The organism is Nitrosococcus wardiae (assembly GCF_004421105.1).
Classification (GTDB): Bacteria; Pseudomonadota; Gammaproteobacteria; order Nitrosococcales; family Nitrosococcaceae; genus Nitrosococcus; species Nitrosococcus wardiae.
This window is the reverse complement of the sequence record NZ_CP038033.1, coordinates 2753739-2767367: the sequence shown is the minus strand read 5'-3', so window position 1 is coordinate 2767367 and position 13629 is coordinate 2753739. Positions and strand designations below refer to the sequence as shown.

Genomic DNA, 13629 nt, shown 5'->3' with positions numbered 1-13629 from the left:
GCCGGAAAAACCCTTCCGGTTCGAGATTAAAGCTGAATTCACTATTCTATCCATTGAGGAGTAAAGACCATGAGCAAATTAATGATTGTTGACCTGAGCGAGAGCAAAACCCTAGATCGGAAAACCATGAGCAGCGTCCGTGGCGACATGAAAGCCAAGGCAAGTCTATCCTGGTACCCCTACGGCGGAGACCGCTACCTGGAAGTCAGCCCCACCCAAGCTATCTCCCAGTTCCAGGGGTTAGAGAACATGGTGGGCAACAACGTAGCGAACTTTGGCCACTACAATGTTCACAATACCAATACCCAGAGCCAAGACGCCTACAACAACGTCAATGTGGGCAGGCTTTGGTAAGTCCACCGGTGGAAGGGGTCTTCGGACCCCTTCTTTCTTTATCTACCCATTTAACTGCCACAACTTCCAATTTAAGACTGCGGCAAACGACACCCACGCCAAATAAGGCAAGAGCAGCGCTCCTGCCAACCAAACCTTCTTCCAAAACAGGAGAATGGTCACAAGAATGGCCAGCCATAGCAGCAAAATCTCGCCAAAGGCGATGCCAGGTTTATGGAGACCGAAGAAAAGCCAAGACCAAGTCCCATTTAAGACCAATTGCAGGGCGAACGCCGAAAAAGCCGCCGGGGCAGTCAAAAAACCAGAACGTCGCCAAACAAGCCAGCCGCTGACCCCAATCAGTATATAAAGCAACGTCCAAACGGGGGCAAATACCCAATTCGGCGGAGTCCAGGGAGGCTTAGCGAGCTGTTCATACCAAGGACCGGGAGGAAATAATACGCCGAAAGCCGCCGCACCAAAGGCGGCCCCAAGAAAGAGAGCAAGCACCGCTATCGATTTCATGACTGTCTCCTGCCTCGGATGGTTTCGTATTTCAAACACTGAAATGCTTATCGCCACAAAGGAATAGAGGTCATCGTAGTTTAACCCTTGTTTTCTAGTGTCATCACCATCAACCGTTAAACCTGCTTTCCAGAACTGCTAGAAACGTAGCGCGGTATTTTCTATGCTTTTTTATATATAAGAGATAAAGCAACGTGATTTGAAAGTTGACGATCCCCTATCACGTCGAATTATCAAAAATCACGCTGACTTAGGATTCTATGAATGAGACAGGTTGAACAACTGGCTGAGTTTGTCACTCGGGCATCCTATGAAGATCTTTCAGAAGCGGCCCGCCAACAACTCAAAATTCGAGTTCTAGATTCCCTGGCCTGCGGAATCGGCGCTCTGGAAGGCGAACCTATTCAGATGCTGCGCGCCTATTTACGTGAAGTAGGAGGGACGGAACACTGCACTTTAATGGCTAGTAAAGCACGTACCTCTCCCGATCGGGCTGCTTTTTACAACGGGGCATTAATCCGTTATCTCGACTACAACGATAGTTATCTGGCCTCCGGCGAGACTTGCCACCCGAGCGACAATTTAGGCGCCGTACTGGCGGCCGCTGAATCCACGGACCGCCAGGGCCGGGACCTGCTGGAAGCGCTGGCGGTGGCTTACCAAGTTCAGTGCCGACTCAGTGATGTAGCCCCCGTTCGGGCGCACGGTTTCGACCACACCACACAAGGAAGCTATGCCGTCGCCGCAGGAGTTTCCAAAGCGTTGGGCCTCGATAAAAGTAAAACAGCTCATGCGATTGCCATCAGCGGCACCGCATTCAATGCCTTGCGGGTAACCCGAACCGGGACCTTGTCCCATTGGAAAGGCCTGGCTTATCCCAATACCGCCTTTGGCGGCACCCATGCCGCCCTGCTCGCTAAACAAGGGATCACGGGGCCACCGGAAGTGTTCGAGGGCAACAAAGGATTCATGGACTCCATTGCGGGACAATTCTCCCTGGACTGGTCAAAAGAAGATCTGGAACGGGTCACCCAAACCATTATCAAAAAATACAATGCTGAAATCCATTCCCAGTCGGCCACCGAAGGGGTGCTGGAGCTGCAACAGGAACACGGCTTCTCCACGGAGGACATCCAGCAGATAAACATTGATATCTTTGACGTGGCTTATCACATCATTGGCGGGGGTGAAGAAGGGGCCAAAACAGAAGTTCATACTAAAGAACAAGCCGATCACAGCCTGCCCTATATTGTGTCGGTGGCCCTTCTCGATGGCAATGTGCTTCCCGAACAGTATTTACCCCAACGCATCCAACAGTCTGATATCCAAACCTTGCTGCAAAAAGTCACTGTGCAGCCTATAGAATCTTTGAGCCAACGCTTTCCCCAAGAAATGCCCTGTCGACTCACTATCACGCTCCAAGACGGGCGGGAACTCGAGAAAGAAAAACAAGATTACGAAGGGTTTCATACCCGCCCTATGACATGGGAGACGATTACCCAAAAATTCAACCGGCTCACTCAATCTTACACGGATACCTCGCTCCGTGAAGCCATTATCCAGGCGGTCGGTAATCTTGAGACAATCAGGGTAAAAGAATTAACCGAGTTGCTAACGCAGATCAAAACACCCGAAGGAGGCATCCACCATGGCAAATGAACGCGGATACCCGTTTCTACGGCTCAATCAACGTCAGACCAAGCCGAGAACCCAAGGTATCACCGAAATCCGGGGCCCCTACTACAGCGTCATGGGAAAGCGCTACTTACGGGACGTTTTAGAAACCATGGGTACTTATGTGGACTCGGTTAAATTTGCCGGGGGCTCCTTTACCCTTATGCCCCGCTCTGCCTTAGAGGAGATTATTGCCACTGCCCATGAGTTCGACGCCTTGGTATCAACGGGCGGGTTTATCGAGTATGTCTTGACCCAAGGACCCGAAGCGGTGGATAAATATATCCAGGAGTGCAAAACCGTAGGCTTCGATATCATCGAGATATCTTGCGGTTTTATCACCATTCCCACCGACGACTGGTTACGCTTAGTAGAGAAAGTCCAACAAGCCGGTTTAAAAGCCAAACCCGAGGTGGGAATTCAATTTGGCGCCGGTGGAGCTACGGCCGCCGAAGCGCTGGAAGCTGCCGGAACTCAAGATCCCGAATGGATGATCCAGCAAGCAAAACGGTTCATTGACGCCGGTGCTTATATGATCATGATCGAGTCCGAGGGAATCACAGAAAGCGTCAAGAGCTGGCGCACTGATGTGGTGGCTAAAATTATTAATGAACTGGGTTTGGAAAAAATCATGTTCGAAGCTGCCGAACCAGAAGTCTTTTCCTGGTATATCAAAAATTATGGCCCAGAGGTGAACTTGTTTGTGGACCACAGCCAGATCGTCCAACTTGAGTGCCTGCGAGCCGGAATCTGGGGAACCCAGGAAATTTGGGGCCGAGTGCTCACCTATAAAGAAAAATAACCAAAAAGAAATTAAATTTATGAGTATCCATCCCATGCTTCTGGGAGAGATAATAGAAATGAATAATTACGAAAAATAGCTTTAAAAAGACAAAATTTTAATGGGCTACAGGAGCTACCATTTGTCAATGTAAGTCCGATTTAGGAGTCAACCCTATGACTGAACCACACGACCGCGACCCACGAGTATTTCCCAGCAAACCGAAACTCAACTGCGAGGTTTGCTTTAAAGAAATTCCTGAGTCAGAAGCCAAAAGCCATGAAGCGGACGAATATATTCTCTGGTTTTGTGGCTTAGAATGTTATGACGAATGGAGAAAAACTCAAGAGAAAAAAGAAGAGAAGAAGGAGCCTTAGGGAGCTATGCGGCATGTTATCTTTCTTTTATCAAACCGGGGGAGTTAAGTTATTTGTTATTTTTTAATCAATTATTAAAACCAATAAATTATCCAAGAGTGGCAAAAGAGGGTTATTCTATAGGGTCATGTCTCAGGTAGGAGCGAGACCATGATTCAGATCTCTATGATTTCCCCTTGCTCAATCGCTTGGCTTAATTTAGGTTTTTTCCAACAGTTTCTGAAATTGTTTTTAGTGACCTCAGGATATCCAAGCCGGAAAATCAGGCACCGTACCTTAAAATTTATTCATACTTTCAATTATTATTAACTGGCAAGCAGCAGCACTGAGGTACGATTTCAATGACCCTGATACTCCGTAACAACTCTAAAGAGTTATTATTAGATATTACTCCTTCTTCTTTAGAGTAGACCATATACTTGCGCTTCCAAAGCCTAACCAAAAAGCTATAACTAATATAAACTCAATAGGGTTATCTTCGAAAGTTATATCTCTTGATGAAGTTGTTAAATTGCCAACACCGAAAGTCGTTCCTGTAAGCAAACCCTCCATTCCACCTATAATGCAAAACCAACCTAGCAAAATATAACCAATTTTATTTCTATTCACCAACTCTAGTTCCAAATAGTAAAATGGCTAAAATAGCCGACCCATAGTAGCAGATAGATTACTTCCAAGCATTTGAGAACCAGCTTCTGCTACGCTCTCATGAGCAATCTGGACGGGGAGTGGTCCAGCCAAATTAGGCTGCATAAACTGAGGTAATCTATCTCTAATCCCATATGACCCTAGCAATCCTGCCATAGCGGCTTCCGCAGCATTGATATTCCCGCTAAAACATGGATTTGTTGTTTGCCCTGCTATATTTCCTGCCGCATTAATAAGTGCATTTATTAATGCCTTACCAGAAACTGCATTAGAAAGTCCCCCTATCAATGCTCCACCAACTATATCATTACCTGAACCTCCACTTGCATGCGCATTATATGCACCGATGGTAGCTCCTACTGCTCCACTTATTACATTCAATATAAGCTGTCCATCAGGGTCTATAAAATTAACTGGATCATTCAAAGCATAGGCATAAAGGTTTGTGCTCCGGCTAGCAAATAAAATTGGATCTTTTGCCACCCATCGACCAATTTCTGAATCATAGTCTCTCGCCCCAAAACGCACTAACCCCGTATGCTGATCATAAATTCCGCCTGCAAATCCAAATGGTTGAAAGCCTGGATTAGTGTCACGAACAACCTGACCAAATTCATCATAGTCCATACGTTGGTAAATAACACCATTTTGGATATCGATAACTACCCGTGGGCTGCCCAAGTGATCCGAAATAATACGGTAAGTTTTTCCATCTTTGATCATATATGCTGGCACATTAGGCTTATCGGCATATATAAAACGAGCAACCACATTACCACTACCATCTAACTCAGCTACAGGATTGAACTGATCTTGGTAAAGAAATCCTTGTACTAATTTACCATTAACCTTTTTACCGATTCTGCGATTCTGGCCGTCGATAAGGTAATTAATGATAATATCATTACGCAACTTAACTTTTACTAAGTTTCCAAGCACACCATGAGTATACTCTGCCTCAACCCTATTTTCAGTTTTGGTATTGAGTTCACCATTAGCCGTATAGATATAAGCAACGTTACCATAGCGTAAGAGACGATCCTGAGCATCGTAGTTAGCTATGGTACCGTTATGATAAATACGATTACCATTAGCATCATACTTATAAATAGAGGTGCTTGCTCCATTCTTCTCAACATCAACAAGTCGGCCAGAGAAATCGTAATTGTAGATATAAGTATTTGACATACCATCTACCCTTTCCGTTTTCTCAGCAATCCGTCCTAACTTATCTCGCATATAACGGACTTCATAGAATGTAACACCCTCATAACTTGCTCGTTTAGTCTTAAGCTCACCGAAATCATTATAACTCTGAACCGTAGATACAGCCCCTAAAGTAGTACCAATTAGTAAACCATTATGTACATCACGATCAAGTGTTAGAACTCCAGCCTGAGTCAGCAAACCGTCACGATCATAACTAAAAAATATAGGTTCACCATTTACAGCGAGTTCGGTCACCTGAAAATCGTCATTGTAGCGTTGCGTCAAACTGCCGAAAATTTCACCAACCCACGCAGTACTAGTAGGCAGAAACCCATCATAAGCATACTCTAATTCACTATCCCCAGGAGCATTGATAGTGCTAATCTGACCAGTGACACTATCATAACTATAACGGTAATACCCACGCGGAATATTAAGGTTGTCAAGCTCACCACCACTATCATAACTGAATTCTACCGTTTGCCCGCTGGGTCGGGTAATTCGAGTAAGCTGCCGATCTTGATTGTACTGATAATGAGTTGAAAGTTCCCCTTGGGTAGTATCTGGCGGTGTATACTCAGCTATTTGATCAATGGGAGTGTACTCGAACTGGTGCGTGGATTGCTCAGGCGGAGTAATATGGATGAGATTCCCGCTTCTATTATAGTTAAAGCTAACTTCTCGACCCTCAGAAAATATCTGCTTGATAACTCGTCCAGCAAGATCGTACTCAAAGTGAGTGCTATGACCTAACGCATTCGTGATACGCTCAATATAACCTTTCTGCAGACCATCCGAGTAGTAGCGGATTCGAGTAGTGCGAGTCTTATCCCCCTCTCCTATAGTTGCCTTCAGCAGTCGACCGCTAGAGTCATAAATATAATTGGTGGCTGCCAATCCCCCACTTTGAATGTTAATGAGACGCCCTTTTTTATCAAAAATAGCGGAGGATTGACGCCCTTCTGGGGTTGTATTATTCCAAGTGAATGTTAATGGATTATATGTACTAGTGTATATTTTATTATTTAAGATAACTTCTTCTGTTAAAGAAATAAGGCTAAGCAGATTATTTTCATCTTTTAATGTTGCTGATCGCTTAGTCTCTACTATAGATCTCAAACCACTTGGCATTGTAACTGTTTTTAAAGCCGCTATCGGTGCTTGCATGCCAAATCGTGAATCAGGAGTTTTCACTACCATGGTAACAGTACCATCAGAAGCAATAATAACCTCCTCACCGTTAGCTTTAAAAAATTTTTCTTGGATAGTGTTATTAGGGTAGGTATTAATCTGCAAACGATCACCATTAGCCAGCAGTTTGGTAGTAAAATGTGCAGTACGACCTTCACTACTAATCATAGAAATAGTATAACTATCTTGATTGCCGCTGCGGGTAAGTGTCCACCCACTTTCACTAGCATTAGTGTCTTGAAGTAAACGTCCTACTCTATCATATTTATATTGCGAAACATTATTGCGAGGATCAGTAAATTGTGTCATTAGCCCGCCAGCAGTGTACTCCATTTGATAAGTTTCACTATTAGGGTTAGTAACCGAAGCAAGGTAGCCATTAGCGCTTAACACCAATGCGGTGCGCTGCCCATCGGGGGAAACTATAGCCATGGGATCGCCATTATTATTACGCTCAATGCGAGTAATATCGCTATTCCTATCTTCAATCTCTACTAAATTACCTCTAGCATCATAAATAAACTTGTAGATAGGCACCTCAGTAACCGTGTCTACAGTACTCTGATGATAACCCTCGTTGTTAAACATATACACCAAAGCACCGCTGTTAGATGCGACCATCATATTTTCCAAAGTAAAGCCAGGTAGGGGGGGAACTACACGACGAATGCGGTGATTATAATAGTCCGCAATATATAGGTTCTCGTCTGGACTAAATGCTACAGCTATCGGAAGATTGAGTCTCGCTCCTGTTGAGATACCACCATCTCCATCGTATCCAAGGATTCCATTGCCTGCTACAGTAGTGATAATGCCTTCTGGGCTGACTTTTCGAATACGGTGATTACGTCTATCTGCGATGTAAAGACTACTATCTGAAGCTACTGTAATGCCTTGTGGATTCCGTAACATTGCCTGTGTAGCTGGACCACCATCCCCACCATATCCTCGGCCTCCATTGCCTGCTATAGTAGTGATGATTCCATTAGGACTCACTCGCCGAATCCGATGATTATTATAGTCTGCAATATATAGATTCCCATCCGGGCCAATCGCAAGATCATTGGGATGGTTTAAACGAGCCTGTGTTGCAAGACCTCCGTCCCCGGAAAAACCACGGCTCCCACTACCTGCTACAAGAGTAATGAGACCATCGGGCCCCACTCTACGAATAACATTATTTTTGGGTTCAGCAATATATAAATTGCCATCCGCATCTAGCGCAATCTCAAAAGGCCGCATCATTGCTTGCGTTGCTAAACTTCCCGTTCCGCTAAGCCCAGCAGTGCCATTACCAGCAGCTATACTAACGCCCCCATCAACTCCAATCCGGAGAACGCGGAAATTATCCACGTCCACCACATACAGGCTTCCATCTGGCCCAACTGCAACTGATGATAAGTATGAAAGCGCAACAGGAAAATTAACATTTGTAACATTTCCCTCTGGCGCTATACGGAGAAGCTTGCCAAATTGGTGTCGAACTGTTATGTATAGAGTTCCATCTGGGCTAAATGCGAGATCAGTTGGAAGGAAGATATTTGCTTTAATTGCTAAATTACCTTCACCTAGAAAGGTTGAACTTTCATTTTTATTCCTCGCATAAGTAGTAATAATATTACCTAAGTTTTTTGCACTCCGTATATTACCATTCCCCTTATATAAAACCTTATTTGAAATATCGTATGCATCGTGAACAGTGATTGTCCAACCGCCAAGACCTATCGCACTTGGTGTAAATGCTCCCAACTTCTTGTACCATGTCTTCCCAAGCACTACTTTTCCTGCACTACGACTACTCCCTATTTGATTATTGCTGCCTACAAGGCTAGAAACAGAGGCAAAGGCCCGAGAAAATTTATTTGGCGGGTAATAAACTGCATTGTATACATAATTGATGTTAATGCGTACCTTGCGCATTCCCCTCACAGAACGACCATAAACATCCTGACCATCCCATACAAAAGTATGGGTCTGATTTGGAATCGGTTCAAAAGCATATTTGAAGCGGCGTCCTGCAATATCTACTTTAAGGTCAACCCGCTCTAAGCTACTAGGAACGGCATCATCAGTTATGGGAATTCGGACAGAATACCCAGCCCTATATCCTGGCATCCGATCGCTACGGTAATGAAGCTTAAAAGGAGTACCAGCAAGTGGAATCTCCTCGCCCAGGTTCTGCCTCTGAGGCTCAATTATGCAGCCCTTACATTCATCACTATTTTCTGAATCAGGTTGATCTTCATTATCTGTCTCAGGTTCTTCCTCTGGAGGCGGTTTGGCGTCTTCTGGCGGTCCATAGGGCCAATTATAGTCCCAGGGAGTAAAATGGTGAATCGGGACGCGCCAAAGGCTATTACCAACAGGATAGAGTCTTGCTAATTGCCGGAGCTCAGCGTCAGTGATCCCCAGCTCACTTAATTGATTAATATTAGCTGGACTACCACTTCCATCTATATCCAATTGGGCCTGCCCTCTGGTATCGATTCCAAGAATTTTTACGATTCGACCATTATGAGAGGGAATCCAAGCCCCCCTTCTCTGGTTATACCAACCAACGGGCACGATCCCTCCTGTTGGAAAATCAAGAAAATTATCAACGTAGAAGGGCAATGGCTGATCGAAATCAATCTGAAAGGCTCCAGCAGCTATAGCCTCGTCTGCACTTAACTCCACTGCATAGGTATAGCCTGAGGTAGGTGGCAGCAATGCTGGCATAGCCTGGGGACCGTTTTTGCCGACGGTATACTCGGTAAGTCGCACAGTAAGGGTAGGAAGTACCTGCGAGGTACCATCCGGCAAAACCATACTGGCATGCGTGCCCTCTGGGAACAAAATGGTAGCTTGTCGACTACCATCGTCATCCACTATCACGCTGCCTCTAGCAGCTTGCATAGGCATATTAGCCGATAAGGTCACTGTAGTTGCCTTGGGATCGAGCTTAACCATGACAACATCATCAGCGAAAGCGAAATCTTGCCAGGAGACATTTACATGACGCTGCACAGGTAAGTAACCGGCCTTCTGATAATTAATGGACAGCAACCCGCCACCATTAACGGCAAAGTCAAACATACCATCTTTGCGGGTAAAGGTCCGGCCAACTTCAGGGTGGTCTTTAAGGGTGATGGTAACCCCTGATAACGGATTATTTTCACGATCTTTGACCTGGCCACGAATGACCGCGGCGCGTTGAGGTTCTATGGCACCCTGAACCACTCCTGTTTGGATAGGATTTACACCAGCATATAAAAATGCAGTGGCCTTCATAAATGAAGTGATTCCAGTCACATTCAATGGTGGTGCAATAGTCGCCGGGTCTAGTGGCACCATACCATCTACCTGACTAACTGTCAGTGTTTGCTGTTCACTATTATTGCCTGCCGCATCGGTGGTCTGAATCTGGATATGGTCATTAGCTTGGGCTGCAAGCTGTGCATCAAAACCACCCGTTAGATCTGCGAACACAGCAACACTTTCACCGGTGCGCGTATTAGTAAGCGTGACTTGGGCACCCCCCTCCACGCTGCCCGCTTGCCCACTGACTGTTATAGTGTCATTATTAGATAGATTTACAAGGATCAATGAGACGTCTGGAGATGGTGGCGGCATAATGTCCAGCGTAACCTGGGCAACAGCAGTACTTGTATTGCCTGCAGCATCGGTAGCAGTAAACGTTAAGCGATTAAGGCCATCAATAAGCATTACGTGGTGGTTAAAGCTAAGATCGTCCATAACTGCCAAGGATACGCCGTCCACATCAAGTGTCGCAGGCTCACTAAGCTGTCCTGAAAGAGTAAAGGATTGAGAGTTGGTTATTACACCACCTGCTGGAAGTTGAAAGATAATCACAGGTGATAGACTATCTATCGTAAATTCAACACTAGCAGGAAAGGAAATATTACCGTGAAAATCACCAATTACCACACGCAGCGTATTGACACCCTCTAGTAATGGACTATCAGGTATACAGCTAGCGTTCCTTTCCTGAAAATCGCAACTTACCTCTAAAAACTCGCCGTTCATCTTAAGAGCCAGCGTTGTAGTATCTACACCGATTCCAGCATCATCATATCGAAACTTAATTGCCGGTGGATTCCGATTGAGTAAATTTCCCTCCTGGGGTTGGATAATCTCCAGTTGCGGAGGCATAACATCTGCATAGAGCGCCAGGGCATGTATTTTGGGCTTCTTCTTTCCCGAAATAAGCGAAAACTCCGATTGGATCTCACCCTCCGCGCTGATTAGATATATTGCCTCTTTGCTTGCTACCCATACCGAACCATCTACCGGATCGCAGGCTATATCGATAGCTTTCTTATCGCCTTTCCCACTAAATGGCTTAAGTCTAAAGGTTTCCTCACCCGTCGCATCCACTTTGAGCAAGTGCTTACCAGCGACGACCCAGAGACCGTCTTGATAGTCGGAGGTAAGAGCAATTATTTCATTGAAAATAGATATCTCGAACTCTGCACGAGGAGTATTGACGTCATAGCGGCGAAGTATATTCTTGTCTATTGCTACCCATAGAGCATCTGCCCCCTCATCATAGACCATATGGCGGATATGTTTAGCGCCAGCAGGACTAATGCTATTGATTGGCGTACCAGAGGCGTCATAAACAGTAAGGAATTTTTGAGTAGCTACCCACAGATGGTTACGAATAGTATCAAAAGTGAGTGCCTCAACCTTTTTTGGAAGAGAGAGAACATCAATCAATTTGCCTAAGGCATCGAAATGATAAAGCTTTTTGTGGCGGCTGAGCCAAACCGAACCATCATCGGGATTAACAGCAAGCTGGATGAATTTCTTATTTCTGTTATCTTTCACCGGCTTACTCTTATCCTTTCCCTCATCATCGGTATCCACTACTCCCTTTTCATCCCACATCTTATCGATAGGAGTTGCCGATAGACGCTCACCAGCAAAATTGTAGGCATACAAAGTGCTGCCACTAGAAGCCCAGATGGTGCCGACTTCGGAATCGACAGCAAGAGCATAAATTTCGTCTACATGGTTGATTGCAAAAAGAGTAGTTCCATCGGCGATCGCCACCTTAAGGACATCTCCAGACTCGGCGATCCACAGAGCATCCCCAAAACTAGGATCTGGGATATTTGTTGGATCATCTGAGCTGAAAGCAGCAGAGATTACCAAGACGATTAGCAATAACCCGAGGGAAAAAATTGGTTTTCTTATGTGCCGCATGGCAGATTTCCTAAGATTACACAGCTTTTTAACTCTCCTGCCTGTCGGAAAACCCTTGTCTAACCGGTTAGTAAGGAATTCCCCCAAAACCTCTAGGTACCGAGGGGAAACCCGCACACCGCAGTGCCCCCAACAAAAAAGCTATTCGGCTATTTAGATATAAGCCGATCGACCCCACATGCAAAAACTTTAGGAAAAATTTCAGGCATCCAAGAAAAATCCTTATTCCTTGGGGTGTTGGTAATCATCACGAGAGGAATTGGCAGTACGATGGGCTGCAAAGAAGTCAATCGGCATTGGACTATCAGCCGGCACTCCCATTGCAGAGTGGCTTGGCGAAGACGAGGGGTTTACCCGGTTTTCTTTTCAGCGAGCTCCTGCTTCAACATAAACAAGCTTCATCAGCAGTTACCGCATTGGTTCATCCCTCCCATTTCCATATCCTGCTAATTCAACATAACCTACACCTGTTATATTGGCTCCGCTGTAAGTGCCGGCACATTGCACCGCCCCTTCCCAGTAACGTGCCGCTAGATTAAGCTCTTGATCCTTCTGAAAAGGGGTGATTACCAAAGATAATTGAAGCTCGGGCACCGATAGACGCCAACCTGAGGGATAACGGATACCGCTGTGGGGGCTTTGCCATCGGTCAGTTGCTTCAACCTCGACCTGGGAAAGGGAAAGCTTATGCGTCTCTCCGGTTGCAGAAACAAACGTACCGCCACTGAATACATCCGCAGTGCCGTCTTTTTTTCTCATATGGTAGAACATCAATTCCGTGTTATTGGATAATTGAAGTGCAAACCAATCCCAACCTTCCTGGTCCTCGCTTAAGGCGCTAGTGCTCCACTCCCGGTCCATCCAACTGGTCCCTGATACTTGAAAGCTTTGCCCGTCGACACGGATTTCTCCCTTAGAAAGCAAGCGGGTAAACGAATAGTAATAGGAGGCGTTGCCTGGCTCTGCGCTTTTTTGACTCAAACCCTCCTCCCCCTGCAACACGACGGGTTTAGCAGTATCCAACTCAAGCTCTAGGGCAATGCCGTCTTGAGCCGCAGCAATTTTCAATGGAAAAATATTTTCGCCTTCTGTTCCTATGACCGCCCAATCTTCCAGCCACACTTTGAAAGGTTGGGCGACCGCACCGGCCAGACCCAGTGCGCCTCGATTGAAGCGTTCAAAAGAATAAAAGCGTTTTTGTTCCACATCGGTTAAGGCAAAGTGGGCCATGTAGAGTTGGCGTGTTGCCCAATCAGAGGCACGCTCAACCTGATCGGGTGCCATGGCAACCCGGAAAATGGTCAGCTCGTAACCAAAATGCCGACCCTCCCCGGTCTTAAGGTTGCCCGTGTAATACCACCATTCGTTTTTAAAGTCAGGATGGGGACCATGATCTTGGGGGAAAGAAAATGCCCGGGGTTCAAATACACGGGCATACTGTGAAGTATCTTCCTGAGCGCTCAAGGCGTCGGAGACGATCACTCCATCATTGGCTACCCGCTCTTCATCACCGGTGCCCATCAACCCTATCATGATAAACACTAAAATTGCACCAATAACAAAAAAAACTGCGGTAAGAGTCCGGTTGGCAAACATATCGACTAATTCATCAAGATGATTAAGGAGACAAATCTGAAAATAGTGGCAAGGTATTGGCTTCTTCCCGCTACGCTAGCCTCAAGG

General features: G+C 45.7%; 8 protein-coding genes. 4 read left to right on the top strand and 4 right to left on the bottom strand.

What is annotated here, in order from left to right:
* Positions 1-69 precede the first annotated feature (69 nt).
* Positions 70-354: a hypothetical protein gene (locus E3U44_RS13150; RefSeq protein ID WP_134358612.1), complete on the top strand. Its 285-nt coding sequence runs from the start codon at positions 70-72 to the stop codon at positions 352-354.
* Positions 355-396: 42 nt separating this feature from the next.
* On the opposite strand, the gene E3U44_RS13145 is transcribed toward E3U44_RS13150, so the two are convergent.
* Positions 397-858, bottom strand: a complete 462-nt coding sequence (locus E3U44_RS13145; RefSeq protein WP_134358611.1) for a TspO/MBR family protein — start codon at positions 856-858, stop codon at positions 397-399.
* A 264-nt stretch (positions 859-1122) separates the two neighbouring features.
* On the opposite strand from E3U44_RS13145, the gene E3U44_RS13140 reads away from it, so the two are divergent.
* The 3 genes from E3U44_RS13140 (at position 1123) to E3U44_RS13130 (ending at position 3690) form a co-directional block, all read left to right on the top strand.
* Positions 1123-2517, top strand: a complete 1395-nt coding sequence (locus E3U44_RS13140; RefSeq protein WP_134358610.1) for an MmgE/PrpD family protein — start codon at positions 1123-1125, stop codon at positions 2515-2517.
* Positions 2507-3334 (top strand): phosphosulfolactate synthase, encoded by an 828-nt coding sequence (locus E3U44_RS13135; RefSeq protein ID WP_134358609.1) that lies wholly within the window; start codon positions 2507-2509, stop codon positions 3332-3334. Before E3U44_RS13140 ends, E3U44_RS13135 begins: the two co-directional genes overlap by 11 nt.
* A gap of 155 nt (positions 3335-3489) precedes the next feature.
* The gene (locus tag E3U44_RS13130; RefSeq protein WP_134358608.1) at positions 3490-3690 is read left to right on the top strand and encodes a DUF3330 domain-containing protein; all 201 of its coding nucleotides are present in this window, start codon (positions 3490-3492) and stop codon (positions 3688-3690) included.
* Between the two features lie 387 nt (positions 3691-4077).
* Here the strand turns inward: E3U44_RS13130 and E3U44_RS13125 are convergent, their stop codons facing one another.
* The 3 genes from E3U44_RS13125 to E3U44_RS13115 form a co-directional block, all read right to left on the bottom strand.
* Complete coding sequence (locus tag E3U44_RS13125) at positions 4078-4299, bottom strand: hypothetical protein (protein WP_134358607.1); 222 nt, start codon at positions 4297-4299, stop codon at positions 4078-4080.
* Positions 4300-4326: 27 nt separating this feature from the next.
* Complete coding sequence (locus E3U44_RS13120; protein ID WP_134358606.1) at positions 4327-11946, bottom strand: NHL domain-containing protein; 7620 nt, start codon at positions 11944-11946, stop codon at positions 4327-4329.
* Positions 11947-12354: 408 nt separating this feature from the next.
* Positions 12355-13542 (bottom strand): lipocalin-like domain-containing protein, encoded by a 1188-nt coding sequence (locus E3U44_RS13115; protein ID WP_134358605.1) that lies wholly within the window; start codon positions 13540-13542, stop codon positions 12355-12357.
* Between the last annotated feature and the right edge of the window lie 87 nt (positions 13543-13629).

What these genes read in the sequence shown, in the direction of transcription:
- E3U44_RS13150 (WP_134358612.1), top strand. Translation starts at nt 70, where the DNA reads ATGAGCAAATTAATGATTGTTGACCTGAGCGAGAGCAAAACCCTAGAT.
- E3U44_RS13130 (WP_134358608.1), top strand. Translation starts at nt 3,490, where the DNA reads ATGACTGAACCACACGACCGCGACCCACGAGTATTTCCCAGCAAACCG.
- E3U44_RS13135 (WP_134358609.1), top strand. Translation starts at nt 2,507, where the DNA reads ATGGCAAATGAACGCGGATACCCGTTTCTACGGCTCAATCAACGTCAG.
- E3U44_RS13145 (WP_134358611.1), bottom strand. Translation starts at nt 858, where the DNA reads ATGAAATCGATAGCGGTGCTTGCTCTCTTTCTTGGGGCCGCCTTTGGT.
- E3U44_RS13115 (WP_134358605.1), bottom strand. Translation starts at nt 13,542, where the DNA reads ATGTTTGCCAACCGGACTCTTACCGCAGTTTTTTTTGTTATTGGTGCA.
- E3U44_RS13120 (WP_134358606.1), bottom strand. Translation starts at nt 11,946, where the DNA reads ATGCGGCACATAAGAAAACCAATTTTTTCCCTCGGGTTATTGCTAATC.
- E3U44_RS13140 (WP_134358610.1), top strand. Translation starts at nt 1,123, where the DNA reads ATGAGACAGGTTGAACAACTGGCTGAGTTTGTCACTCGGGCATCCTAT.